The organism is uncultured Xylophilus sp., assembly GCA_913776965.1.
Taxonomy (GTDB): domain Bacteria; phylum Pseudomonadota; class Gammaproteobacteria; order Burkholderiales; family Burkholderiaceae_C; genus Xylophilus.
In genome coordinates this window covers 16,678-41,142 of the sequence record CAJYQL010000007.1, presented here as the reverse complement: position 1 = coordinate 41,142, position 24,465 = coordinate 16,678, and the positions used below count along the sequence as shown (strand labels likewise).

The following is a 24,465-nucleotide window of genomic DNA, read 5'->3' as shown; positions in this document are numbered from 1 at the left end:
GAACCCCGCATTCTCCCGGATCGCCCGCAGCCGCGTGCGCGCTTCCTAGAATGGCGGGATGCAGCCCCTTGCCTATACCCGCGCCGCGCAGCTCCCGGCCATCCTCGCCGAGCGCATCGCCATCCTGGACGGCGCCATGGGCACCATGATCCAGCGCTTCAAGCTGGGCGAGGCGCAGTATCGCGGCGAGGGCTACATCGGCCCCGGCGCGGCGGGCGACCGGTTCCGCGACTTCCCGCGCGAAGTGAAGGGCAACAACGAACTGCTGTCGCTCACCCGGCCCGACGTGATCTGCGACATCCACGAGCGCTACCTCGCCGCCGGCGCCGACCTGATCGAGACCAATACCTTCGGCGCGACCACCATCGCCCAGGAAGACTACCGGATGGCCGACCTGGCGCGCGAGATGAACCTCGCCTCGGCCCGGCTGGCACGCGAGGCCTGCGACAAGTTCTCCACCCCCGACAAGCCCCGCTTCGTCGCCGGCGCCCTGGGCCCGACGCCCAAGACCGCGAGCATCAGCCCCGACGTGAACGACCCGGGCGCGCGCAACGTCGACTTCGAACAGCTGCGCGCCGCGTACTACGAGCAGACCGCCGCGCTGGTCGAGGGCGGCGCCGACGTGCTGCTGGTCGAGACGATCTTCGACACGCTCAACGCCAAGGCCGCGCTGTTCGCGATCGACGAATTCTTCGCCGACAGTGGCGAGCGGCTGCCGATCATCATCAGCGGCACCGTGACCGACGCCTCCGGGCGCATCCTGTCGGGCCAGACGGTGACCGCCTTCTGGCACAGCGTGCGGCACGCCCGGCCGCTGGCGATCGGCCTGAACTGCGCGCTCGGCGCCGCGCTGATGCGGCCCTATGTGCAGGAACTCAACCGCGTCGCCGAGGACACCTTCATCTGCTGCTACCCGAACGCCGGCCTGCCCAACCCGATGAGCGACACCGGCTTCGACGAGACGCCCGACGTCACCGCGCGTCTGCTGCACGAATTCGCCGCCGAAGGACTGGTCAACATCGTCGGCGGCTGCTGCGGCACTACGCCGGACCACATCGGCGCGATCGGCCGGGCGGTGGCGGACCAGCCGGTCCGGCAGGCGCCGCTGCGGCGCGGCGCGTTTTCCGGGCTGCTCGACAGCGCCGTGGCCTAGGACGACCGGGCCATGGACGCATCCCGACAGACGGGCACGACGCTGGCGTTGCAGTACGCCGCGTCGACCGTCGCTTTCCTGGTGGCGCTGGCGGTCCGCTTCGCCGCCCAGGGCCTGCTGCCGCCTACGGGATTCCCGTTCCTCAGCTTCTTTCCGGCGGTTCTGATCGTCTCCTTCCTGACGAGCCTCGGGCCGGCGCTGTGGTGCGCGGCGCTCAGCACCATCGCCGCCTGGTATTTCTTCATGCCGCCGATCGGCCGGTTCTTCCCGCTGGAAGGCCGCGACGCCTTCGCGCTCGCCTTCTTCGCGGTGATCCTGGTCATCGACTGCGTGGTCATCGCCCGCATGAAGGATTCGATGCGCCAGTTGCGCAAGGTCGAGGCGGACCTGCGCGCCGCCGACCGGCAGAAGGACGAATTCCTGGCGATGCTGGCGCACGAACTGCGTAACCCGCTGCATGTGATCCAGATGTCGGCCCGGGTGATGGGCGCGCGGCTGGAGGGCCGCGACCGCGAGCGCATCGCCCTGATGGAGCGCCAGGGCCGCCAGATGGAGCGGCTGGTGGACGACCTCCTCGACTCCGCCCGGATCAGCACCGGCAAAATCCACGTCGCGCAGACGCCGCTGGACCTGCGGGCGCTGGTGGACCAGGCCTGCCAGGCCTTCGTCGTCGTGGCCGCCCAGCGCGGCCAGACCGTCGCCTGGGACCTCCCCGCGGCGCCGGTGATGATCGCCGGCGACGCGACCCGGCTCACGCAGGTGGTGGAGAACCTGCTGTCCAACGCCTCGAAGTTTTCGCCCGCCGATGCCGAACTGAGGGTGGCAATGGACGCCACCGCCGACACCGCCCGCGTCGCGGTGATCGACCGCGGCCGCGGACTGACCGCCGCGCAGCGCGAGCAGGTGTTCGGCATGTTCGTGCAGGCCGAGGACGGCGACGCCCGGCTGGGCGGACTCGGCATCGGCCTCGCGCTGGCGCGCCACATCGTTGAGCGCCACGGCGGCACCCTCGACGTGGCGAGCGACGGGCCGGGCCACGGCGCGACGTTTACCTTCGTGGTGCCGCGGCTGGTCGAAGCTGCGCTGCATGGTCTCCGCCGCCACGATGCCGACGGCGGACCCGACACCGTGCCCATGCCGGCCTGACAGCTCTCGGCTCCGCCGGGCGGCCGCTGCACAGCCCGACGCCATGAAAAACGCCCGCACGGGGCGGGCGTTCCTCGAAGCACGGGCCGCAGGCCCGCGGCCGGTCAGGCCTTCACCGCTTCCAGCGCCGCATTGAACGTCGCGCTCGGCCGCATCACCGCCGCGGTCTTCTGCGGGTCGGTCAGGTAGTAGCCGCCAATGTCCACCGCCTTGCCCTGCACGTCGGCCAGTTCGCCGACGATCTTCTGCTCGTTCTCGGCCAGGGTTTTGGCGAGCGGCGCGAACTTGGCCGCCAGTTCGGCGTCCTCGGTCTGCGCGGCCAGTTCCTGGGCCCAGTACAGCGCCAGGTAGAACTGGCTGCCGCGGTTGTCGAGCTGGCCGGTCTTCGGGCTGGGGTTCTTGTTGTTGTCGAGCAGCTTGCCGGTGGCGGTGTCGAGCGTCTTCGACAGCAGCGCGGCGCGTGCGTTGCCGGTCTTCAGACCCAGGTCCTCCAGGCTCACCGCCAGCGCGAGGAATTCGCCCAGCGAATCCCAGCGCAGGTGGTTCTCCTCGACCAGCTGCTGCACGTGCTTCGGTGCCGAGCCGCCCGCGCCGGTCTCGTACATGCCGCCGCCGGCCATCAGCGGGACGATCGACAGCATCTTGGCGCTGGTGCCGAGTTCCATGATCGGGAACAGGTCGGTCAGGTAGTCGCGCAGGATGTTGCCGGTGACCGAGATGGTGTCCAGGCCGCGGATCACGCGCTCGAGCGTGTAACGCATCGCACGCACTTGGCTCATGATCTGGATGTCCAGGCCGCTCGTGTCGTGGTCCTTCAGGTAGGTCTTGACCTTCTTGATGACCTCGGCCTCGTGCGGACGGTACGGGTCGAGCCAGAACACCGCCGGCATGCCGGAGTTGCGCGCGCGGGTGACGGCGAGCTTGACCCAGTCGCGGATCGGCGCGTCCTTGACCTGGCACATGCGCCAGATGTCGCCCTGCTCGACGTCCTGGCTCAGCAGCACTTCGCCGGTGGCGAGGTCGACGATGTTGGCGGTGCCGTCCTCGGGCACCTCGAAGGTCTTGTCGTGCGAGCCGTATTCCTCGGCCTGCTGGGCCATCAGGCCGACGTTCGGCACCGTGCCCATGGTCTTCGGATCGAACGCGCCGTGCCACTTGCAGAAGTTGATGATCTCCTGGTAGATGCGGGCGAAGGTCGATTCAGGCATCACGGCCTTCACGTCCTTCAGGCGGCCGTCGGCGCCCCACATCTTGCCGCCGTTGCGGATCATGGCCGGCATCGAGGCGTCCACGATGATGTCGTTGGGCGAATGGAAGTTGGTGATGCCCTTGGCGGAATCGACCATGGCCAGTTCGGGACGGCCCTCGTGGCAGGCGTGCAGGTCGCGCTTGATCTCGTCCTGCTTGGCGCTCGGCAGCGTGGCGATCTTGTTGTAGAGATCGACCATGCCGTTGTTGACGTTGACGCCGAGTTCCTCAAAGACCTTGGCGTGCTTCTCGAAGGCTTCCTTGTAGAAGATCTTCACGCAGTGGCCGAACACGATCGGGTGCGAAACCTTCATCATGGTCGCCTTGACGTGCAGCGAGAACATCACGCCGGTCTTGTGCGCGTCCTCGATCTCCTTCTCGTAGAAGGCCAGCAGCGCCTTCTTGCTCATGAACATGCTGTCGATGATCTCGCCGTCCTTGAGCGACACCTTCGGCTTGAGCACGGTGGTCTTGCCGGACTTGCCGACCAGCTCCATCTTCACGTCGCGCGCCTTGTCGAGCGTCATCGACTTCTCGCCGTGGTAGAAGTCGCCGTGGTGCATGTGCGAGACGTGCGAGCGCGAGGCCTGGCTCCACTCGGCCATGCTGTGCGGGTGCTTGCGGGCGTATTCCTTGACCGCCTTGGGTGCGCGGCGGTCGGAGTTGCCTTCGCGCAGCACCGGGTTCACCGCCGAGCCGGTGCACTTGTTGTAGCGGGCGCGGATGTCCTTTTCCTCGTCCGTGGTCGGGTTCTCGGGGTAGTCCGGAATGTCGTAGCCCTTGTCCTGCAGTTCCTTGATCGCCGCCTTCAACTGGGCGACCGAGGCGCTGATGTTGGGCAGCTTGATGATGTTGGCGTCGGGCGTGAGCGTCAGCTTGCCCAGCTCGGCCAGGTTGTCCGGCACCCGCTGCGCTTCGGTGAGGCGCTCGGGGAACTGGCCCAGGATGCGGCCGGCGACCGAGATGTCGCTGGTCTCCACCGCGATGCCGGCCGGTGCCGCGAACGTCCGCACGATCGGCAGAAAGGCGGCGGTCGCCAGGGCGGGGGCTTCGTCGGTCAGCGTGTAGATGATGGTCGGTTGCGTCGTGCTCATGCGCTTGGGTTCCTAGGGAAGGGATCGGGTCAGCCCCCGATTTTCATCGTTTCTGGCCGCGGGGTTTTGGTGCACCGCACCAGGCCGGCGGATCGCCGCGCTGCGCGGGCGCCGGAAGGCCGTCTGCGGCACGGTCGAGGCTTCCGGGGCCACTCGCCCGGCGCGGGTGCCCACCCGGGCTGCGCGAGGCTCCTGAGACCCTTTGCGGATCCGGGTGCCCGTGCAGTGCTGCCACCAGGAGCACCCGTGGCCTCTGCCCCTTCCGGCGGTGGCCTGTCATGCGTTTTCCGTCGATCCATCTGCCGAATCCGCGGTTCACGGCGCGCCGTGCGGCGCCGATAGTCGCTCCCAGGCCCACCGCCCTGCCGCTGTCCGGCAGACCGGTTCCGGGCCCCGAACAGGGAGGGCTTCGGCCATGGACATTCAACGACGCAACATCGTCATCGGCGCTGCCGCCGCGGCGGGCCTCGGGCTCGCCGCCGGCCGCGCCTCGGCCCAGGCCGGCACAGCGGCCGCGCCGTCGGTCATCCGGCTCGGCGTAGCCCAGCCGGCGATCGGCAACCCGCCGGGCTTCTACGGCAGCTCGATCTCGATCGCCCATGCCAAGGGCTGGATCGAGGAAGAGTTCGCGAAGGACGCGAACACCAAGGTCGAGTGGTTCTTCTTCAAGGGCGCCGGCCCCGCGGTCAACGAAGCGCTCACCACCGGCCAGCTCGACTTCGCCTTCCAGGGCGACCTGCCGGCGATCATCGCGAAATCCGCGGGCCTGAAGACCAAGCTGGTGCTGGCCACCGGCATCCGCTCCAACATCTACCTGGCCGCGCCACCCGACTCGCCGATCCAGTCGGTGAAGGACCTGCGCGGCAAGCGCGTGGCGATCTTCAAGGGCACCAACGCCCAGCTGCCGATCAACCGGCTGCTGGAGGCGAACGGCCTGTCCGAGCGCGACCTGCGGGTGCTGAATCTCGACACCGCTGCCGGCAAGGCGGCGCTTGCCACCCGCGACATCGACGCGGTGTTCGGCGGCCTCGACCTGATCACGCTGCGCGAAAAAGGCACCGCCAAGATCGTCTACAGCAGCAAGAACGACTCGCCGATCTTCACCCGCCAGAGCCATGTGCTGGTGACCGAGGCCTTCGCGGCGAAGCATCCGGAGACGACCGGCCGCGTGGTCAAGGCGATCGTCAAGACCGCACGCTGGGCGTCCGACGACCGCAACCGCGACGAGGTATTCCGCATCTGGGCGCGCACCGGCTTCCCGCTGCCGGTCTGGCAGGAGGACTACGCCGGCGAGCCGCTGCGGGTGCGCTTCAACCCGCAGTTCGACCCGTTCCTGGTCGCCCGCTACAAGGACGCGGTCGAGCAGGCCTACAAGTTCAGGCTGACGCGTGCGAAGTTCGACGTGGACCCGTGGATCGACCGGCGCTTCCTGAACGCGGCGCTGAAGGACCTGCAGCTCGAGACCTACTGGCCGGTCTACCAGGCCAGCGGCCGGATCGACGGAGCCTGACATGACGCGCCAGCTCCACCTCAACGCCTTCCTGATGGCCACCGGCCACCATGTCGCCGGCTGGCGGCATCCCGATGTACCGCGCGATGCGGCGCTCGACTTCGCGCAGTACCGCCGCTTCGCGCAGACCGCAGAGCGGGCGAAGTTCGACGCGGTGTTCCTCGCCGACAGCGTCGGCATCCGCAGCGCCGACACCTCGAACACACTGCACCGTACCGCGCGGGTCTCCAACTTCGAGCCGCTGACGCTGCTGTCGGCACTCGCGTCGGTGACCGAGCGCATCGGCCTGATCGCGACCGTCTCCACCACCTACAACGAGCCGTACCACGTGGCTCGCAAGTTCGCCTCGCTCGACCACTTGAGCGGCGGCCGGGCGGGCTGGAACGTGGTCACTTCGTCGAGCGAGTCGGAGGCCCACAACTTCAATCGCGACCGCCATCCCGACCATGCGCTGCGCTACGAACGCGCCCGCGAATTCGTCGACGTGGTGAACGGCCTGTGGGACAGCTGGGAGGACGACGCCTTCGTGCAGGACGCGGCCGAGGGCACCTACTACGACGCCGACAAGCTGCATGTGCTGGAGCACCGCGGCCGGCATTTCCAGGTGCGCGGCCCGCTGAACGTGGCGCGTGCGCCGCAGGGCCGGCCGGTGGTGGTGCAGGCCGGCGCGTCGGAGCCCGGCCAGGCGCTGGCGGCGCAGACCGCCGAGGTGATCTTCACCGCCCAGCAGTCGCTCGCCGGCGCACAGGCCTTCTATGCCGGCATCAAGGGGCGGCTGCAGCAGTTCGGTCGGCACCCGGACGAACTGAAGATCCTGCCCGGCGTGTTCGCGGTGGTGGGCGAGACCGCGTCGGAGGCCGAGGAGAAGTGGGACGCGCTGCAGGGCCTGCTGCATCCCGAGGTCGGCGTGCAGCTGCTGTCGCAGGTGATCGGCGGCTTCGACCTGTCGGGCTATCCGGTCGACGGGCCGCTGCCGCGCGGCATCCCCGAGCCCAACGGTCCGAAGAGCCGCTTCCATCTGGTCACCCAGCTCGGCTACGAGGAAGGGCTGACGATCCGCCAGCTGTACCAGCGCATCGGCACCGCGCGCGGCCACTGGTCGATCCGCGGCACCGCGTCGCAGGTGGCCGACCAGCTGCAACAGTGGTTCGAGGAGGGCGCGGCCGACGGCTTCAATGTCATGCCGCCCACGCTGCCCGGCGGGCTGGACGACTTCGCCTGGCTGGTGGTGCCCGAATTGCAGCGCCGCGGCCTGTTCCGCACCGCATACACCGGCCGCACGCTGCGCGAGCACCTGGGGCTGCGGCGGCCGGAGCACCGCGCGGTGGCTGCTGCGGCGCGGCGGGCGGCGGCATGAGCACGCCGATCGCTCTGGCCGGCAGCCCGCCGGCGGCCGTCGCACGGCGGGGCGCCGGTGCGCAAGCACCGTGGGCGCCGCGGGGCCTGTCGCGCAGGCTGCGTCCGCTGCTCGCGTGGCCGCTGCCATTGGCGGTGCTGGCGGTCTGGTGGCTCGCGGCGCACCAAGGCTGGGTCGCGCCGCAGGTGCTGCCGTCGCCGGCCGCGGTCGCGCGCACCTTCGTCGAGCTGCTGGAGAGCGGCGAGCTGTGGGCGAACCTGGTCGTCAGCTTCTGGCGGGTGGTCTGGGGCTTTGCGGCCGGCGCGGGCGTCGGGCTGGCGCTGGGCGTGGCGATGGGCCTATCGCCGACGGTCAAGGACTACCTGCATCCGATCTTCAAGGCGTTCGCGCAGATCCCGGTGCTCGGCTGGCTGCCGCTGCTGATGCTGCTGGTGGGCATCGACGAGGCGTTGAAGATCATCCTGATCGCCAAGGCCGCCGCAGTGCCGGTGGCGATCAACACGCTGCAGGGCATCCAGAACGTGCCGACCCGCTACATCGAGCTGGCGCGGGTGTTCCGCTTCAGCCGCTGGCAGCTGCTGACCAAGGTGGTGTTTCCGGCGGCGCTGGCCCCGATCTGGAACGGCATCCGCTACGGGCTGACGCACGCCTGGCTGGCGCTGGTGGTGGTCGAGCTGCTGGCGTCGTCGGAAGGGCTAGGTTTCATGATCGTCTACGGCCGGCAGCTGTTCCAGCTCGACGTGGTGATGGCGGCGGTGGTGGTGGTGGGCGCGGTCGGCTTCGCGCTCGACCGGCTGCTGGCGCTCGCCGAGGCGCGGCTGTTGCGCTGGCGTCGGGTGGGGCTGTGATGCACCGGATTCTTGAAGCAAAAGCGGCTTCTGCGACCGTGGGATCTGCGCAAGCAGCTATCGATACCATAGCAAGGGGTCTGGCATGAACCCGTTCCTCCTGGTGCCGCGCCCGCTGCGCGGCTGGGTGATCCCGGTGCTGCTGCTGGCCGGCTGGTGGGCGGCGGTGCGTTTCGGCTGGTCCACCTCGCCGCTGCTGGTCGCGCCGTCGAAGGTGGCGGCGACCGCGGTGGAGCAGGTGGCGAGCGGCCAGCTCTGGACGGCGCTCGGCGCGAGCCTTGGGCGCAACCTGGCGGGCTTCGTGCTGGGCGCCTCGGCCGGGCTGCTGGTCGGCACGCTGCTCGGGCTGTCGCGGCTGTTCGAGGCCCTGGTCGGCCCCAGCTTCCACACGCTCAAGCAGATCTCGCTCTTCGCCTGGATTCCGCTGATCTCGGTCTGGTTCGGGCTGGGCGACCTGGCCAAGGTGGTGTTCCTGTCGCTGGCCGCCTTCTTCCCGATGGTGCTCAACACCTTCGAGGGCATCCGCAGCGTGCCGCGCGAGCAGATCGAGGTGGCGCGGGTGTTCGCCTTCAGCCGCTGGCAGCTGCTGCGCCGGGTGGTGCTGCCGTCGGCCGCGCCGTCGATCCTGGCGGGCGTGCACCTGAGCCTGATCTACGCCTGGCTCGCCACGCTGGGCGCGGAATACCTGCTGGTGTCGGGCAAGGGCATCGGCAACCTGCTGATCGACGGCCGCGAGCACTTCTGGCTGGACTTGGTGCTATTCGGCGTGGTCGTGGTCGGCCTGGTCGGCTTCGTCCTCAACTGGCTGGCCTCTCGGGTCGAGCGCCGCCTTCTCGCCTGGCGCGGTTCGAGCGTCGCCGGTTTTCACTAGGAGATTTCCATGCCCCACGCCGGCACCCTCGCGCTGCGCCACGTCCACAAGACCTATCCGGTCGACGGACGGCCGCTGCCCATCCTTTCGGACATCACGCTGTCGATCGCGCCGGGCGAGTTCGTCAGCATCGTCGGCGCCAGCGGCTGCGGCAAGTCGACGCTCTTGCGGTTGGTGATCGGCCTGGAGGACGACTACCAGGGCGAGATTCTGCTCGACGGCCAGCGCATCGTCGGCACCAGCCTTGACCGCGGCATCGTGTTCCAGGAGCACCGGCTGTTCCCGTGGCTCACGGTCGAGCAGAACGTGGGCCTCGGCCTGCTGAATTCGCCGCTGTCCGCGGCCGAGAAGCGCGAGGCGGTGCAGCACCACATCGCCCTGGTCGGGCTGCAGGGCTTCGAGAAGACGCATCCGCACCAGCTCTCGGGCGGCATGTCGCAGCGGGTGGCGATCGCGCGGGCGCTGGTCAACCGGCCGGAGATCCTGCTGCTCGACGAGCCCTTCGGCGCGCTCGACGCGATGACCCGCGCCCACCTGCAGCAGGAGCTGCACCGCATCTGGCAGGCCGAGGGCATCACCATGATCCTGGTGACCCACGACGTGGAGGAGGCGGTCTACCTCGGCGACCGGGTGGTGGTGATGGAGCCGCGCCCCGGCCGCATCCGCCGCATCGTGCCGGTCGGGCTCGCGCATCCGCGGCAGCGGGTCGATCCCGCCTTCGTGCGGGTCAAGGACGACGTGCTGCGCGAATTCGCCGGGCCGGCGAGCGCCCATGCCGAGCCGCCACTGCGGCCGGTGCCGCCGCACGCTGATGCGTCGATCGCGGGCTGGCATTTCGCGGTCTGACCGCGCGGCCTGCGCACCCTCGTTTTCCTTCCCTCCGTTCGTCCATTCGTTTGCCCACCCTCGCAGGAGATCCCATGAGCACTGCAGTCCTCCCGTCCCCCGTCGCGTTCCCGGACGCCTCCGGCGCCGCCGCACTCGACCTGCATCCGCTGGCCGGCCGCATCGGTGCCGAGGTCCGCGGCGTGCGGCTCTCCGGCCAGCTGGCCCCCGAGACCTTTGCCGCGGTGAAGGCCGCGCTGCTGCGCCACAAGGTGCTGTTCTTCCGCGGGCAACAGCATCTCGACGATGCGGAACACGAGGCCTTCGGCCGGCTGTTCGGCCCGATCGAGCCGCACCCGACCGTGCCGTCGCCCGACGGTCGCACGCTGCTGGAACTCGATTCGCGCCACGGCGGCCGGGCAAATTCCTGGCACACCGACGTGACCTTCGACGTCGCGCCGCCGCAGATCGGCATCCTGCGCGCGGTGACGTTGCCGGCGGTCGGCGGCGACACCGTCTGGGCGAACACCGTGGCCGGCTACGACAGCCTGCCCGCGCCGCTGCAGGCGATGGCCGCCACGCTGCGGGCCGTCCACGGCAACGACTACGACTACGCCGCGGTCCGCGCCGACGGCGGCGACGAAGAAGGCCGCAAGCGCTACCGGGAAGTGTTCACCTCCACCCTGTTCGAGGCCGAGCATCCGGTGGTGCGGGTGCATCCCGAGACCGGCGAACGCGCGCTGCTGCTCGGCCACTTCGCCAAGCGGCTGGTGGGCTACTCCACCCACGATTCGCAGCGGCTGATCGAGATCCTGACCGGCCACATCCTGCGGCTGGAACACACGGTGCGCTGGGGCTGGAACGAGGGCGATGTGGCGGTCTGGGACAACCGCGCGACCCAGCACTACGCGGTCAACGACTACGGCGACGCCCACCGCGTGGTGCGCCGGGTGACGGTGAGCGGCGACGTGCCGGTGGGGGTGGATGGGCGGCGGAGCACGAAGATCCGCTGACGCACGGCCGCCCTGCAGGCCGGCGGTGGCCGGCCTGCGCCAGGATCAGACCACCAGCTGCTCCACCGGCACCGGCCGCCCGAAGAACCAGCCCTGGAAACATTCGCAGCCGTTGGCCTGCAGGTATTCCCGCTGGCCTTCCGTCTCGACGCCTTCGGCCACCACCACCAGACCGAAGCTGCGCGCCAGCTGGATGATCGAGCAGGCGATCGCCGCATCGTGCGGATCGGTCAGCACGCCGCGCACGAAGGACTGGTCGATCTTCAGCTGGTCGAATGGCAGGCGCTTCAGGTAGCTGAGCGACGAATATCCGGTGCCGAAGTCGTCGAGCGACAGGCCGATACCCCGGCTGCGCAGCAGGTGCATCTTGGCGATCGTGTCCTGCATGTCGTGCACCAGCAGGCTCTCGGTGATCTCGAGCTTGAGCAGCCGCGGATCGGCGTCCGCCTGCTCCAGGGTCGCGATCACCTGCTGCACGAACTGCGGATGGCGGAATTCGCGGGCGCTGACGTTCACCGCGATGCTCAGGTGCCGGGTGTGAGCGCCGGTGCTCCAGGCCTTGAGCTGGCGGCAGGCGGTGCGCAGCACGTGCCGGCCGAGCGGCACGATCAGGCCGCTCTGCTCGGCGACCGGGATGAACTCCGCGGGCGAGACCGGACCGCGCAGCGGATGCTGCCAGCGCACCAGCGCCTCCACGCCGATCGCGCGGCCGTCGCGGCCGACCACCGGCTGGTAGGCCACCGACAGCGCGTCGCGCGCCAGCGCCTGCCGCAGGTCGGCCTCCAGCCGCAGCCGGCCGCTGGCGGCCTCCTGCATCGCCGGGGCGAAGAAGCAGTAGGTGTTGCGGCCGGCCGCCTTGGCCTGGTACATCGCGAGGTCCGCCCGCTTGACCAGTTCGTCGGCCGGCGTCAGGTGGTCGGTGAACTGCACGATGCCGATGCTGGGCGTGCTGACCACGTCGGCGTCGTCCACCGCATAGGGCTGACCGAGCGTCTGCTGCACCGCCTGCACCAGCTGCTCAACCTGGCGCTGGGCCTGCTCCGGCTCCGGCGGCAGGCCTTCGAGCAGCACCATGAATTCGTCGCCGCCCAGGCGCGCGACGGTGTCGTGCGGCCGGACGGAACTGCGCAGCCGGGCGGCGACCTGCTGCAGCAGCCGGTCGCTGTGCTCGGGCCCCAGCGTGTCGTTCACATCCTTGAAGTTGTCCAGGTCCAGCAGCAGGAGGGCGCCGCTGCGGCCCAGCCGGGTGCTGTCGGCCAGGGCTTCCTCGAGCCGGTCGAGCAGCCGGCGCCGGTTCGGCAGCGCGGTCAGGTCGTCGGTGAAGGCGAGCCATTCGATGCGGGCCTCGGCCAGCCGGCGCGGGGTGATGTCGCGGCCCACGCCCCGGTAGCCGCGGAAACGGCCGTCGGCGTCGTAGACGGGGGCGGCGCTCACCGACACCCAGTGCACGTCGCTGTCGCCGTTGCGGAATTCCAGCTCCAGCTCGTGCACCGTCTCGTGGGCCTCCAGCCGCTGGCGGTAGGCGCGGCGCTGAAAGTCGCTCAGGTTGGTGGCGAGCAGGTCCCAGGGGTGCAGGCCGACCCGCACCCGTTCGCCGACGATCCAGTTGCGGGCGAAGTTGCCTTCCACGCGCGAGAGGGTCAGGTGCTCGTCGAGTTCCCAGTACCAGTCGGAGGACAGCTCGGTCAGGTTGCGCCAGCGGGCTTCGCTGTCGCGCAGGCGTTCGGCGTTCTCGCTGCGCGCAGCTTCGGCCCGGCGCGCGCGCACCAGCTGGCCGACGGTAGTGACCAGCGGGGCGAGGAAGTCGATGTCGGCCGTGGTGTAGCCGCCCGTGCGGTTGGCCAGGCCCACCAGCGCCACCAGTTCGCCTTCGGCATGCGCCGGCAGGCACAGGAAGGCATCAAGCGGCGGATGGCCGGCCGGCAGGCCGCCGCTGCGTGGGTCGGCGGCCGGGCGGTTGGCGATGACCGGCTCGCCGGTCGCCATGCAGGAGCCGAACAGCGTATCGAGCCGCGCGAACACCATGCCCTGCGGGCTCTGCGGCAGCACCTCGCTGTGCTGCCGCGCGGTCAGCCCGCTGACGGCATAGCACTGCAGGACCGGCTGGCCGGCCGCGTCGCGGAACACCTCGCCGAGGAAACCGTAGACGCTGTGGCTGAGCGCGACGAAATCCGCGAGCAGCGTGTCGAAGGCGGCGCCCGGCGCGTCGTGCGTCATGAATTCCGAATGCGCCCGCGAGATCGCCTGTAGCAGCGCGTTCTGCCGTGCCAGCTGGGCGTTGGCGCTGCTGCGCTGCACCGTGTCGTGGCGGCGCTGGCAGGCGCGGGCGATCTGCAGCGGCAGCGCGATCGCATGGCGCTGCGCCTCGTCGTAGGTGTAGAAATCGGCGAAGCCCTGGCGCATTGCCCGCGCCGCGACGACTTCCTCGCCCGGCGCGATGCCGATCAGCCGCTCTGCGTCGCCGGTCAGGTCACGCAGATCGAAGGCGGTGCCGTCGGGCAGGCGGTGGCGCAGGGCCACCACGTCGAACGCCTGTTGCTGCAGGACGGCCCGGGCGTTCACCACGCTGCCTGCGGATCGCAGCTGCCAGGCCTGCCGCTGGCGGCCCGCCGCGGCCGCAATGCGCTCGGCCAGCGCGGGGTCGGGGTCGACCAGAAGAACGGAATACGCCATGGACGGAGGGGTGCAGGTTGGCGGCCACTTCGGGCAGGGCCGGTGACACCGCTCAGCGGACCATTATGCGCGTGCGTTGCGACTGGAAACGCCGGGTTACCGTCGCCCGGTGCCGCAGGGGCGCGCAGCTGTCGCGTGCAGGACTCAGGTGGACGCGACCCGGCGCCGCCGGTTGGCCAGCCGCTTGGCCATGACCGCCCCCACGGCCATCGCCACGCCGAGCGCCAGGGCCGGCTGGCGGTGCGAGAGTTCGGTGAAGCGGACTGGCGGCAGCGCCCACAGCCGGGCCGGACTGGCGGCCTGCACCGTGGCGCTGCGCGGCTGGTGCGAGAAGAAGGCGCCTTCGCCGACGACCGAGCCGGCGCCGACGATCGCCAGCCGCAGCCGGCCGGCCTCGTCCTCGACGTGCACGCTCAGGCTGCCGCGCTCGATGAAAAACATCGTGCGGTCCTCTGAGCCTTCCGAAAACAGGATCTGGCTCTGCGCCAGCGTGTGCGGCTGCAGGTACGGTGCCAGGCCCTGCCACTGCTGGGCGCTGAAGGCGGTGGAGAGAGCATCGTCCCCCTGGCTGACCGAGATCGCGTCGATCAGGCCCTGCAGGCCGACCGGCTGCTGCGACAGGGAAGAGTGGAAAAAGGAGGACGACTGCATGGTGGCGGGCACCTTAGCCATCATGCCGGGTGGCGACAAGTGCCGCAACATCCAGTTACGTCCATCGTGTCGGCTCCGTCTACTTGCCGATGCAGAAACGCGAAAAGATGACGCCAAGCAGGTCGTCCGCGCCGAACGCGCCGGTGATGGTGTTGAGCGCGTTCTGGGCCAGCCGCAGTTCCTCGGCCAGCAGGTCGAGGGCACCGTTCTCGCCGTGCAGGTGGCCGGCCGCTTCCATCAGGTGGCCGTCGACCGCCCGCAGCGCCTCGACGTGGCGCTCGCGCGCCAGATACAGCCCTTCCGGCGCCGACTGCCAGCCCGCGATCGCCAGCAGCCGGCGGCGCAGCGTCTCCAGCCCGGCACCGGTGCGCGCCGACAGCACCAGTGAATCGGCGCCCGGCGGGAGCGGCGCGCCGGCCGGCAGCGCGTCGTGCTTGTTCCAGAGGTCGAGCACCGGGACCGGCTTGTCCGCGAACCGCCCCGCCATGGAGGCGGCGATGGCGTCGTCGGCAGCACGGGTGGCCGCGTCGTCCATCCGGGTCAGGTCGTGCAGGAACAGCACCGCGTCGGCCCGGCCGATCTCGTCCCAGGCACGGGCGATGCCGATGCGTTCCACCTCGTCGTCGCTGTCGCGCAGGCCCGCGGTATCGACCACGTGCAGCGGCACCCCTTCGATCTGGATCGTCTGCGTGACCTTGTCGCGGGTGGTGCCGGCGACCGGGGTGACGATCGCCAGTTCCGCGCCCGCCAGTGCGTTCAGCAGCGAAGACTTGCCGGCGTTCGGCTGCCCGGCGATCACCACGGTGATGCCCTCGCGCAGCAGCGCCCCCTGGCGCGCCCGCTGCACCACGCGGCCGAGCGTCTGCTGCAGATGCGATAGCTGCCCGTGCGCGTCCGCCTTGCGCAGGAAGTCGATTTCCTCCTCGGGGAAGTCGAGCGTCGCCTCCACCAGCATGCGCAGGTGGATCAGCCGGTCGCGCAGCGCGTGGATTTCTTCGGAGAACGCGCCCGACAGCGACCGGCCGGCACTGCGCGCCGCCGCCTCGGTGCTGGCGTCGATCAGGTCGGCGACCGCCTCGGCCTGCGCCAGGTCGAGCTTGTCGTTGAGGAACGCACGCTCGGTGAATTCGCCCGGCCGCGCCAGCCGCAGCCCCTGCGCGCGGCCTGCCTCCAGGCAGCGGGCCAGGATCAGCTGCAGTACCACGGGCCCGCCGTGGGCCTGCAGTTCCAGCACGTCCTCGCCGGTATAGGAGTGCGGGCCGGGGAACCAGAGCGCGAGGCCCTGGTCGAGCGTGCCGCCGTCGGCCGCGCGGAAGGGCAGGTAGGTGGCCTCGCGCGGCGCGGGCAGCCGGCCGCAGACCGCCTGCGCGACGGCCGCGACCGCCGTGCCGGAGACCCGCACGATGCCGACCGCCCCGCGGCCGGGAGCGGTGGCGATGGCGGCGATGGGTTCGGTCCGGGAGGGCAGGGCGGTCATGGGCGGGTCTCCAAAGCACAAGGGCCGCAGAGCGGCCCTTGTCGTGGGGGAAGAACAGGTCTTACTTGAACTTCGGCAAATTGAATTGCGGCGGCACACCCATGCGGGTGTTGATGATCCACTGCTGGGCGATCGACAGGATGTTGTTCGTGATCCAGTACAGCACCAGGCCGGCCGGGAAGAAGAAGAACATCACCGAGAACGCCAGCGGCATGATCCACATCAGCTTGGCCTGCAGCGGGTCCGGCGGCGCCGGGTTCAGGGCGGTCTGCAGCAGGCTGGTGGCGGTCATCAGCAGCGGCAGGATGAACCAGGGGTCGGGCGCGGACAGGTCCTTGATCCACAGGATCCAGGGCGCGCCGCGCATCTCGACGCTCGACAGCAGCACCCAGTACAGCGCGATGAACACCGGGATCTGGATCATGATGGGGAAGCAGCCGCCCATCGGGTTGACCTTCTCCTGGCGGTAGATCGCCATCATCTCCTTCTGCATTTCCTGCGGCTTGTCCTTCAGCCGCTCGCGCATCGCCATGATCTTCGGGTTGATGGCCTTCATCTTGGCCATGCTGGCGTAGGCCTTGGCGTTGAGCCAGTAGAAGGCGATCTTCAGCAGCACCACCAGCGCGACGATCGACCAGCCCCAGTTGTGCAGCACGCCGTGCAGCTTGTCGAGCAGCCAGTAGAGCGGCTTGGCAAGGATGGTCAGCCAGCCGTAGTCCTTCACCAGCTCCAGGCCGGGGGTCAGCGCTTCGAGCTTGTTCTCTTCCTGCGGGCCGGCGTAGAAGGTGGCGTCGATGGTCTTCGCGGCGCCGGGGGCCAGCGTCCCGGCCGGCGTGATCATGCCGACGGCGTAGAGATTGGTGTCGACCTTGCGCATGAACAGGTCGCGCTGGATGCCGTCGGCCAGCACCCAGGCGGTGGCGAAGTAGTGCTGCACCATCGCGACGTAGCCGTTGGAGGCGTGCTTCTCGATGTCGACCTTGTTGTCCTCGATCGCCTTGAACTCGACCTTCTGGTACTTCTTGGCCTCGGTGTAGATCGCCGGGCCGGTGAAGGTGGAATAGAAGGACGACTCGCCCGGCGGCTTGTTGCCGTCGCGCACCAGCTGCAGGTAGAGCTGCGGCGTGACCGGCGCGGTGCCGGCGTTGACGATCTCGTGCTTCACGTCGATCGCGTAGCTGCCGCGGCGGATCGTGTAGGTCTTGGCGAGCTTCACGCCGCCGGACTCGGGCGATTCGAAGCGCACGGTCAGCGTGTCCTGGCCGTCGGCCAGCGCGCGCGGGCCGGGCACGGCGGTCATCACAGTCTTGTGGTTCGGGAAGGCACCGCCGATCAGGCCGGTCTGCGCCACGTAGACCCGGTTCTTGCTTTCGTCGAGCAGCAGGAAGTTCTGGTTCTGGTGCTCGAGGTCGTTATGCGCCAGCAGTTCGCCCTGCACCAGCGTGCCGCCGGCGGCATCGAACACCAGGCGCAGCAGGTCAGTGCGGACCTCGGTGCGCTGATTCGCGACCGTCGGCGTGGCCGGCGGCAGCGCGGTGCCGCCGGCGGTCACGGCGCCGCCGGATGCGGTCGGCACCGAGGGCACCGTGTCGATGGCCGAGGCGCCTTCCTGTCGGCCGGCCGCGGGCGACGGTGCGGTCGCCACCGGGGTGGTGGTCGGGAAGAAGGTGGGCTGGCGGCCGTTGTGGATCTGCCACTTGTCCCACAGCAGCACCATGGAAAAGCCAAAGATCACCCACAGGATCGTGCGGCGGATGTCGTTCATGAACAGGTCTTCTTTTCTGCAGGAGGAGAAGCGGTGCCGGTCAGGCGGGAGAACAGGCGGGGCGCGGTGTCGGGAACCGGATCGCAGCCCCCGTCGCACCAGGGCTGGCAGCGCAGGATGCGCGCCGCCGCGAGATAGCTGCCGGCCGCCGCCCCGTGGCGGTCCAGGGCCTGCATGGCGTAGGCCGAGCAGCTGGGTTCGAAACGGCAGTTGCTGCCGAGCCAGCGGCTGAGCAGCAGCTGGTAGCCGCGCACCAGGCCCATCAGCAGGCGGCGCGCGGTCATGGCGCGCCTCCGGGGGCAGTCGCGGAAGCGACGGCTACGGCGGCCCCGGTAGCGGGACGCGCCACGCGCGCCAGCAGCTGCTGCAGTTCGGCGCGCACCGCCTGCTTCAGCACGTCGGAGGTCGCGCTGACGAACTGCTTGCGGTCGAAGGCGGTGCGCAGCCGCACCACGTAGGCCGCCTGCGGCAGCTGCGCATGCGCGGCGCCGCCGACGGTGTAGATCTGCCGCTTGATGGTGTTGCGTGTCACCGCACGGCGGGCCCAGCGCTTGGGCACCATGGCGCCCAGCCAGACGACGTCGGTCGTTGGGAACAGCGGACGTGCGGCGGCGCGGGTGCTGCTGTCGCCGGTGCCGGCGTTGTGCGCCGCTTCGACTGCCGGCAGTCGGTCGAAGCCGAGCCGGTGCAGCGCGAAATGCGGGGTGCGCGAGACGATGCCGCCGGCCATCGCAGCCTGGAACTGCGGCCGGGTCTTCAGGCGCTGCATGCGGTCACCACGCGAGGAGGGCGCAAACGACAAAACGCTCCGGACCCGAGGGTGCCGGAGCGAGAAGAGGTGCAGGAGCCGCCACGTACCGCGAAAGCCGCGGCCATGCGACGGATCGGTGCGCCTTGCTTCCCAGCCGTATCAGACGGCCAGACGCTTGCGGCCCTTGGCGCGGCGGGCGTTGATGACGGCGCGGCCGCCGCGGGTCTTCATGCGGGCCAGGAAACCATGGGTGCGCGCACGGCGGACTTTGGAGGGCTGGTAGGTACGCTTCATGATGGAAATCCTCGGGAAATCGGTCCGGCCAACGGCCAGGGGTTTGGAAATGCCCCTGAACGCTTTTCAGGGAAACCCGCGATTGTCGCCAGGATCGTGCTCCTTGGCAAGACAGGCCGCGCAGCGGGGGCTTGCCGCCGCGCCGCCGCGCCTTGTGGACAAGGTCTTGATAATCTAGACTCCTCCGGTTTCACCTCCGGGCCTGTCCACACCTCGCCCCGACCCGAATCCATGACCCAGGGACACCCCTCCGGCGCGCCTTCCGCCGCCGACGACGCCGGCCACAGCCTCTGGCAGGCCTGCGTGGAGCAGATGGCCCAGGAGATGCCCGAGCAGCAGTTCAACACCTGGATCCGGCCCCTCGTCGCCAGCGTGGCGGACGACTTCTCCAAGGTGACGCTCTACGTCGCCAACCGCTTCAAGCTCGACTGGATCCGCGCCCAGTACGCCGGCCGCATCGCCCAGACGCTGGAGCAGATCTACGGCCAGCCGGTGGCGCTGGAACTGGCCCTCGCCCAGCGGGAGGCCGCGCCGCGCACGGTGCTGCCGGTGTCCGCCCCGACGCCCGAGGCCGCTGCCGCGCAGCCTGAGCCGGCCGGCCTCGCCGAGACCGACACCGCCAACACCTTCAAGAACCGGCTCAATGCCGGCCTGACCTTCGACACCCTCGTCGAGGGTACCGCCAACCGCATGGCGCGCGCCGCCGCGATGCACGTCGCCGGCATGCCGGGCCACCTGTACAACCCGCTGTTCATCTACGGCGGCGTCGGTCTCGGCAAGACCCACCTGGTCCACGCGGTGGGCAACAAGCTGCTCGCCGACCGGCCCGACGCGAAAGTTCTCTACATCCACGCCGAGCAGTTCGTGTCGGATGTGGTCAAGGCCTATCAGCGCAAGACTTTCGACGAGTTCAAGGAGCGCTACCACTCGCTCGACCTGCTGCTGATCGACGACGTGCAGTTCTTCGCCAACAAGGACCGGACGCAGGAAGAATTCTTCAACGCCTTCGAGGCGCTGCTGGCCAAGAAGAGCCACATCGTGATGACGTCCGACACCTACCCCAAAGGACTGGCGGACATCCACGAGCGGCTGGTCTCGCGCTTCGATTCCGGCCTGACCGTCGCGATCGAGCCGCCCGAGCTCGAGATGCGCGTGGCGATCCTGATCAACAAGGCGCGGTCAGAGGCGACCGAGATGCCCGAGGAAGTCGCCTTCTTCGTCGCGAAGAACGTGCGCTCCAACGTGCGCGAACTCGAAGGCGCGCTGCGCAAGATCCTGGCGTATTCGCGCTTCAACCAGAAGGAGATCTCGATCCAGCTGGCCCGCGAGGCCCTGCGCGACCTGCTGTCGATCCAGAACCGGCAGATCGGCGTGGAGAACATCCAGAAGACGGTGGCCGACTACTACAAGATCAAGGTCGCCGACATGTATTCGAAGAAGCGGCCGGCGAGCATCGCGCGGCCGCGGCAGATCGCGATGTACCTGGCCAAGGAGCTCACGCAGAAAAGCCTGCCCGAGATCGGCGAACTCTTCGGCGGCCGCGACCACACCACGGTACTGCACGCGGTGCGCAAGATCGCTGCCGAACGCCAGCAGCTGACCGAGCTGAACCAGCAGCTGCACGTGCTGGAGCAGACCCTCAAGGGCTGACCGGCGTCCGCCGGGGCCGTGCCGCGAAAGCGGCGAAAATACAGGGTTTGCCGCTGCTCACAGCGCGACCCGCACAGACTCGTAGAACGCATTGGAGAAGAGGTTGTCATGATCGTCCTGAAGGCCCCGCAATCGGAACTGCTGGCTGCGCTGCAGTCGGTCGCCGGCATCGTGGAGCGGCGCCACACGCTGCCCATCCTGGCCAACGTGCTGATCCGCAAGACCGGCCCGTCGCTGCAGCTCACCACCAGCGACCTGGAGATCCAGATCCGCACCACCGCGCAGTTGGGCGGCGACGACGGCGCGTTCACCACGACCATCGGCGCGCGCAAGCTGATCGACATCCTGCGCACGCTGCCGCCGGACCAGACGGTGTCGCTCGAATCGACCGGCGGCAAGCTGATCCTGAAGGGCGGCAAGAGCCGCTTCACGCTGCAATCGCTGCCGGCCGAGGACTTCCCGCTGGTGCAGGAAGCCGCCAACTTCGGCCCGTCGTTCAGCGTGCCGCAGAAGACGCTCAAGAGCCTGCTCGGCCAGGTCAGCTTCGCGATGGCGGTGCACGACATCCGCTACTACCTGAACGGCATCCTGTTCGTCGCCGAAGGCAGGACGCTCTCGCTGGTCGCGACCGACGGCCACCGCCTGGCCTTCGCCTCGGCCCAGCTCGACGTGGACGTGCCGAAGCAGGAAGTCATCCTGCCGCGCAAGACGGTGCTGGAACTGCAGCGCCTGCTGACCGACGCGGGCGACGCCGAGAACCCGCCGCGCATCGAGATGCAGTTCGCCAACAACCAGGCGAAGTTCGGTTTCGGCGGCATGGAGTTCGTCACCAAGCTGGTCGAGGGCAAGTTCCCCGACTACAACCGCGTGATCCCGAAGAACCACAAGAACAGCGTCACGCTCGGCCGGGCGCCGCTGCTCTCCACGCTGCAGCGCACCGCGATCCTGACCTCCGAGAAGTTCAAGGGCGTGCGGCTGAACCTGGAGCCGGGCACGCTGCGCGTCGCGTCGAACAACGCCGAGCAGGAAGAGGCGGTCGACGAGCTCGACATCGACTACGGCGGCGACACGATCGAGATCGGCTTCAACGTCACCTACCTGATCGACGCGCTGGCCAACATGCCGCAGGACATGGTGAGCATCTCGCTGGCGGACGCCAACAGCTCGGCGCTGGTCACCAACCCCGAGAACGCCGACTTCAAGTACGTCGTGATGCCGATGCGCATCTGACGGACATGCTACAGATTGCATAGCTGCTTACGCAGACAGGACGGGCGCTACAGCCCGTTTTGTCATTGAAAGATTGCCCGAAACCGCAGCGCCGCGGCGCCGCCGGAGCCCGAACATGAGCCAAGACTCCCTGCCCCAGCCCCACAGCGAACCGGTCTACGAGCCGGAGATCCAGGCGGCGATCCCCGTCGAGGTGACCTCCGACAGCTACGGCGCCGGCTCGATCACCATCCTCGAAGGCCTGGAGGCGGTGCGCAAGCGCCCCGGCATGTACATCGGCGACACGAGCGACGGCACCGGCCTGCACCACCTGGTGTTCGAGGTGGTCGACAACTCGATCGACGAGGCGCTGGCCGGCCACTGCGACGACATCGTCGTCACCATCCACACCGACAACTCGATTTCCGTCACCGACAACGGCCGCGGCATCCCGACCGGCATCAAGTTCGACGACAAGCACGAGCCCAAGCGCAGCGCCGCCGAGATCGCGCTGACCGAGCTGCACGCCGGCGGCAAGTTCAACCAGAACAGCTACAAGGTCTCCGGCGGCCTGCACGGTGTGGGCGTGTCGTGCGTCAACGCGCTGTCGAAGATGCTGCGGCTGACCGTACGGCGCGAGGGTAAGGTCCACGTGCTGGAGTTCAGCAAGGGCGCGGTGCAGAACCGCCTGCTGGAGACGAAGGACGGCGTCGAGGTCTCGCCGATGAAGGTGACGGGCGACACGGAGAAGCGTGGCACCGAGGTGCACTTCCTGCCCGACACCGAGATCTTCAAGGAAAACCACGACTTCCACTACGAGATCCTGGCCAAGCGGCTGCGCGAACTCAGTTTCCTGAACAACGGCGTGCGCATCCGCCTGAAGGACGAGCGCGACGGCCGCGAGGACGACTTCTCGGGCGCCGGCGGCGTGCAGGGCTTCGTCGAGTTCATCAACAAGGGCAAGACCGTCCTGCACCCCACGCCGTTCTACGCCGCGGGCGAGCGGCCGGCCGAGAGCTACGGCGGCATCCCCGGCACCCACATCGGCGTGGAAGTGTCGATGCAGTGGAACAGCAGCTACAGCGAGCAGGTGCTCTGCTTCACCAACAACATCCCGCAGCGCGACGGCGGCACCCACCTGACCGGCCTGCGCGCGGCGATGACCCGCGTCATCAGCAAGTACATCGAGCAGGAAGAGCTGGCCAAGAAGGCCAAGGTCGAAGTCACCGGCGACGACATGCGCGAAGGCCTGTGCTGCGTGCTGAGCGTGAAGGTGCCGGAGCCCAAGTTCTCCAGCCAGACCAAGGACAAGCTGGTGTCGAGCGAAGTGCGCGCGCCGGTGGAGGACATCGTCGGCAAGCTGCTGACCGACTACCTGCAGGAACGCCCGGCCGACGCGAAGATCATCTGCGGCAAGATCGTCGAGGCCGCCCGCGCCCGCGAGGCCGCCCGCAAGGCCCGCGAGATGACGCGCCGCAAGGGCGTGCTCGACGGCATGGGCCTGCCCGGCAAGCTGGCCGACTGCCAGGAAAAAGACCCGGCGCAGTGCGAGATCTACCTGGTCGAGGGCGACTCCGCCGGCGGCAGCGCCAAGCAGGGCCGCGACCGGAAGTTCCAGGCGATCCTGCCGCTGCGCGGCAAGATCCTGAACGTGGAGAAGGCGCGCTACGAGAAGCTGCTGACCTCCAACGAAATCCTGACCCTCATCACCGCACTCGGCACCGGCATCGGCAAGGCCGGCGGCGGCACGCCCGACGGCAAGAGCGGCGCCGACGACTTCGACGTGGCGAAGCTGCGTTACCACCGCATCATCATCATGACCGACGCCGACGTGGACGGCGCACACATCCGCACGCTGCTGCTGACCTTCTTCTACCGGCAGATGCCCGAGCTGGTCGAGCGCGGCCACATCTACATCGCACAGCCGCCGCTCTACAAGGTGAAGGTCGGCAAGGAAGAGCAGTACCTGAAGGACGCCCCGGCGCTCGACGCCTTCCTGCTGCGCATCGCGATGAAGGATGCAAGCGTGACCACCGGCGGCGACGCCCCGCGCGTGCTGACCGGCGACACGCTGGACGACCTGGCCCGCAAGCACCAGGCGGCCGAGGCCGTCATCGCCCGCCTGGGCGGCTTCATGGATGCCGAGGCGCTGCGCGCCATCGCCGGCGGCGTGTCGCTCGACCTGGACACGGTGGACGCCGCCGAGCGCAGTGCCGTCGCGCTGCAGTCCCAGCTGCGCGAACTGGCGACCAACGGCGTGCCGGCCGAGGTGGCGAGCGAATTCGACACCCGCACCGACAAGCCGATCCTGCGCATCAGCCGCCGCCACCACGGCAATGTGAAGAGCAGCGTCATCACCCAGGACTTCGTGCACGGCGCCGACTACGAGGCGCTGGCCAAGGCGGCCGAGACGTTCAACGGCCTGCTGTCCGAAGGCGCGACGGTCAAGCGCGGCGAAGGCGAGCGGGCGAAGGAAGAAAAGGTTTCCGATTTCCGCGGCGCGATGGCCTGGCTGCTGCACGAAGCGGAACGGGCCACCGCCCGCCAGCGCTACAAGGGCCTGGGCGAGATGAACCCCGAGCAGCTGTGGGAAACCACGATGGACCCCGAAGTGCGCCGCCTGCTGCGCGTGCAGATCGACGACGCGATCGAGGCGGATCGGGTGTTCACGATGCTGATGGGGGATGAGGTGGAGCCGCGAAGGGATTTCATTGAGACGAATGCGTTGCGAGCGGCGAATATTGATGTGTGAGCTCTGTGAAGCTAGCGTAAGACGCGAAACTAAGGCCTATAAGATGAGAAATCCGGCAAATTGGTAACCCCCTTGCGTTGCCGGCCAGTTCAATGGCTCGTGACTTCGAAGTGCTGTAAGCCGTAGTCCTGACTCTGTGAATGCGGTGTGCGTGCAGAGATGGCTGTATTTATGTACA

At 69.0% G+C, this 24,465-nt stretch carries 19 protein-coding genes; 11 read left to right on the top strand and 8 right to left on the bottom strand.

Annotation, left to right across the window (positions count from 1 at the left end; translation table 11 throughout):
- Positions 1-58: 58 nt before the first annotated feature.
- The gene (locus QZ500_RS00910; RefSeq protein WP_295849710.1) at positions 59-1,153 is read left to right on the top strand and encodes a homocysteine S-methyltransferase family protein; all 1,095 of its coding nucleotides are present in this window, start codon (positions 59-61) and stop codon (positions 1,151-1,153) included.
- A 12-nt stretch (positions 1,154-1,165) separates the two neighbouring features.
- On the top strand, positions 1,166-2,299 hold the full coding sequence (locus QZ500_RS00905) for a HAMP domain-containing sensor histidine kinase (protein WP_295849708.1): 1,134 nt from the start codon (positions 1,166-1,168) through the stop codon (positions 2,297-2,299).
- Positions 2,300-2,403: 104 nt separating this feature from the next.
- Here QZ500_RS00905 and QZ500_RS00900 read toward each other — a convergent pair whose 3' ends face one another.
- Positions 2,404-4,641: an NADP-dependent isocitrate dehydrogenase gene (locus QZ500_RS00900; RefSeq protein ID WP_295849706.1), complete on the bottom strand. Its 2,238-nt coding sequence runs from the start codon at positions 4,639-4,641 to the stop codon at positions 2,404-2,406.
- 415 nt (positions 4,642-5,056) lie between these two features.
- Between QZ500_RS00900 and QZ500_RS00895 the strand changes: the two genes are divergently transcribed.
- The 6 genes from QZ500_RS00895 to QZ500_RS00870 all read left to right on the top strand — a co-directional run bounded on the left by QZ500_RS00895 (position 5,057) and on the right by QZ500_RS00870 (position 11,065).
- Complete coding sequence (locus QZ500_RS00895) at positions 5,057-6,151, top strand: aliphatic sulfonate ABC transporter substrate-binding protein (RefSeq protein WP_295849704.1); 1,095 nt, start codon at positions 5,057-5,059, stop codon at positions 6,149-6,151.
- A gap of 1 nt (position 6,152) precedes the next feature.
- Positions 6,153-7,508 (top strand): LLM class flavin-dependent oxidoreductase, encoded by a 1,356-nt coding sequence (locus QZ500_RS00890; protein ID WP_295849702.1) that lies wholly within the window; start codon positions 6,153-6,155, stop codon positions 7,506-7,508.
- On the top strand, positions 7,505-8,356 hold the full coding sequence (locus QZ500_RS00885; RefSeq protein WP_295849700.1) for an ABC transporter permease: 852 nt from the start codon (positions 7,505-7,507) through the stop codon (positions 8,354-8,356). The genes QZ500_RS00890 and QZ500_RS00885 overlap by 4 nt, the downstream gene beginning before the upstream one ends.
- An 85-nt stretch (positions 8,357-8,441) precedes the next feature.
- Complete coding sequence (locus QZ500_RS00880) at positions 8,442-9,227, top strand: ABC transporter permease (protein ID WP_295849698.1); 786 nt, start codon at positions 8,442-8,444, stop codon at positions 9,225-9,227.
- A 9-nt stretch (positions 9,228-9,236) separates the two neighbouring features.
- Complete coding sequence (locus tag QZ500_RS00875; protein ID WP_295849696.1) at positions 9,237-10,073, top strand: ABC transporter ATP-binding protein; 837 nt, start codon at positions 9,237-9,239, stop codon at positions 10,071-10,073.
- A gap of 74 nt (positions 10,074-10,147) precedes the next feature.
- Positions 10,148-11,065 carry a TauD/TfdA family dioxygenase gene (locus tag QZ500_RS00870; protein WP_295849694.1) on the top strand — a complete coding sequence of 306 codons (918 nt, stop codon included), beginning with the start codon at positions 10,148-10,150 and terminating at the stop codon, positions 11,063-11,065.
- A gap of 45 nt (positions 11,066-11,110) precedes the next feature.
- Here QZ500_RS00870 and QZ500_RS00865 read toward each other — a convergent pair whose 3' ends face one another.
- The 7 genes from QZ500_RS00865 to rpmH all read right to left on the bottom strand — a co-directional run bounded on the left by QZ500_RS00865 (position 11,111) and on the right by rpmH (position 18,676).
- Positions 11,111-13,738 carry an EAL domain-containing protein gene (locus tag QZ500_RS00865; RefSeq protein ID WP_295849692.1) on the bottom strand — a complete coding sequence of 876 codons (2,628 nt, stop codon included), beginning with the start codon at positions 13,736-13,738 and terminating at the stop codon, positions 11,111-11,113.
- A gap of 144 nt (positions 13,739-13,882) precedes the next feature.
- Positions 13,883-14,389, bottom strand: coding sequence for a cyclic nucleotide-binding domain-containing protein (locus QZ500_RS00860; protein WP_295849690.1), 507 nt, complete (start codon positions 14,387-14,389; stop codon positions 13,883-13,885).
- Positions 14,390-14,468: 79 nt separating this feature from the next.
- Positions 14,469-15,866 carry a tRNA uridine-5-carboxymethylaminomethyl(34) synthesis GTPase MnmE gene (gene mnmE, locus QZ500_RS00855; RefSeq protein WP_295849687.1) on the bottom strand — a complete coding sequence of 466 codons (1,398 nt, stop codon included), beginning with the start codon at positions 15,864-15,866 and terminating at the stop codon, positions 14,469-14,471.
- 61 nt (positions 15,867-15,927) lie between these two features.
- Positions 15,928-17,631 carry a membrane protein insertase YidC gene (yidC, locus tag QZ500_RS00850; RefSeq protein ID WP_295849685.1) on the bottom strand — a complete coding sequence of 568 codons (1,704 nt, stop codon included), beginning with the start codon at positions 17,629-17,631 and terminating at the stop codon, positions 15,928-15,930.
- A complete protein-coding gene (yidD, locus tag QZ500_RS00845) occupies positions 17,628-17,915 on the bottom strand; it encodes a membrane protein insertion efficiency factor YidD (RefSeq protein ID WP_295849683.1) in 288 nt (95 codons plus the stop codon). The genes yidC and yidD overlap by 4 nt, the downstream gene beginning before the upstream one ends.
- On the bottom strand, positions 17,912-18,400 hold the full coding sequence (locus QZ500_RS00840; RefSeq protein ID WP_295849681.1) for a ribonuclease P protein component: 489 nt from the start codon (positions 18,398-18,400) through the stop codon (positions 17,912-17,914). Before QZ500_RS00840 ends, yidD begins: the two co-directional genes overlap by 4 nt.
- Positions 18,401-18,541: 141 nt before the next feature.
- Entirely contained in the window at positions 18,542-18,676 is a 135-nt protein-coding gene (gene rpmH, locus QZ500_RS00835) for a 50S ribosomal protein L34 (protein ID WP_295849679.1), read from the bottom strand.
- Positions 18,677-18,907: 231 nt separating this feature from the next.
- On the opposite strand from rpmH, the gene dnaA reads away from it, so the two are divergent.
- The 3 genes from dnaA to gyrB all read left to right on the top strand — a co-directional run bounded on the left by dnaA (position 18,908) and on the right by gyrB (position 24,287).
- The gene (dnaA, locus tag QZ500_RS00830) at positions 18,908-20,326 is read left to right on the top strand and encodes a chromosomal replication initiator protein DnaA (RefSeq protein ID WP_295849677.1); all 1,419 of its coding nucleotides are present in this window, start codon (positions 18,908-18,910) and stop codon (positions 20,324-20,326) included.
- Between the two features lie 108 nt (positions 20,327-20,434).
- A complete protein-coding gene (dnaN, locus tag QZ500_RS00825; RefSeq protein WP_295849675.1) occupies positions 20,435-21,556 on the top strand; it encodes a DNA polymerase III subunit beta in 1,122 nt (373 codons plus the stop codon).
- A 115-nt stretch (positions 21,557-21,671) separates the two neighbouring features.
- On the top strand, positions 21,672-24,287 hold the full coding sequence (gene gyrB, locus QZ500_RS00820; RefSeq protein ID WP_295849673.1) for a DNA topoisomerase (ATP-hydrolyzing) subunit B: 2,616 nt from the start codon (positions 21,672-21,674) through the stop codon (positions 24,285-24,287).
- Positions 24,288-24,465: the final 178 nt, after the last annotated feature.

What these genes read in the sequence shown, in the direction of transcription:
- QZ500_RS00860 (WP_295849690.1), bottom strand. Translation starts at nt 14,389, where the DNA reads ATGCAGTCGTCCTCCTTTTTCCACTCTTCCCTGTCGCAGCAGCCGGTC.
- QZ500_RS00905 (WP_295849708.1), top strand. Translation starts at nt 1,166, where the DNA reads ATGGACGCATCCCGACAGACGGGCACGACGCTGGCGTTGCAGTACGCC.
- gyrB (WP_295849673.1), top strand. Translation starts at nt 21,672, where the DNA reads ATGAGCCAAGACTCCCTGCCCCAGCCCCACAGCGAACCGGTCTACGAG.
- QZ500_RS00880 (WP_295849698.1), top strand. Translation starts at nt 8,442, where the DNA reads ATGAACCCGTTCCTCCTGGTGCCGCGCCCGCTGCGCGGCTGGGTGATC.
- dnaN (WP_295849675.1), top strand. Translation starts at nt 20,435, where the DNA reads ATGATCGTCCTGAAGGCCCCGCAATCGGAACTGCTGGCTGCGCTGCAG.
- QZ500_RS00900 (WP_295849706.1), bottom strand. Translation starts at nt 4,641, where the DNA reads ATGAGCACGACGCAACCGACCATCATCTACACGCTGACCGACGAAGCC.
- mnmE (WP_295849687.1), bottom strand. Translation starts at nt 15,866, where the DNA reads ATGACCGCCCTGCCCTCCCGGACCGAACCCATCGCCGCCATCGCCACC.
- dnaA (WP_295849677.1), top strand. Translation starts at nt 18,908, where the DNA reads ATGACCCAGGGACACCCCTCCGGCGCGCCTTCCGCCGCCGACGACGCC.
- QZ500_RS00870 (WP_295849694.1), top strand. Translation starts at nt 10,148, where the DNA reads ATGAGCACTGCAGTCCTCCCGTCCCCCGTCGCGTTCCCGGACGCCTCC.
- yidC (WP_295849685.1), bottom strand. Translation starts at nt 17,631, where the DNA reads ATGAACGACATCCGCCGCACGATCCTGTGGGTGATCTTTGGCTTTTCC.
- QZ500_RS00895 (WP_295849704.1), top strand. Translation starts at nt 5,057, where the DNA reads ATGGACATTCAACGACGCAACATCGTCATCGGCGCTGCCGCCGCGGCG.
- QZ500_RS00890 (WP_295849702.1), top strand. Translation starts at nt 6,153, where the DNA reads ATGACGCGCCAGCTCCACCTCAACGCCTTCCTGATGGCCACCGGCCAC.
- QZ500_RS00865 (WP_295849692.1), bottom strand. Translation starts at nt 13,738, where the DNA reads ATGGCGTATTCCGTTCTTCTGGTCGACCCCGACCCCGCGCTGGCCGAG.
- QZ500_RS00885 (WP_295849700.1), top strand. Translation starts at nt 7,505, where the DNA reads ATGAGCACGCCGATCGCTCTGGCCGGCAGCCCGCCGGCGGCCGTCGCA.
- rpmH (WP_295849679.1), bottom strand. Translation starts at nt 18,676, where the DNA reads ATGAAGCGTACCTACCAGCCCTCCAAAGTCCGCCGTGCGCGCACCCAT.
- QZ500_RS00840 (WP_295849681.1), bottom strand. Translation starts at nt 18,400, where the DNA reads ATGCAGCGCCTGAAGACCCGGCCGCAGTTCCAGGCTGCGATGGCCGGC.
- QZ500_RS00910 (WP_295849710.1), top strand. Translation starts at nt 59, where the DNA reads ATGCAGCCCCTTGCCTATACCCGCGCCGCGCAGCTCCCGGCCATCCTC.
- QZ500_RS00875 (WP_295849696.1), top strand. Translation starts at nt 9,237, where the DNA reads ATGCCCCACGCCGGCACCCTCGCGCTGCGCCACGTCCACAAGACCTAT.
- yidD (WP_295849683.1), bottom strand. Translation starts at nt 17,915, where the DNA reads ATGACCGCGCGCCGCCTGCTGATGGGCCTGGTGCGCGGCTACCAGCTG.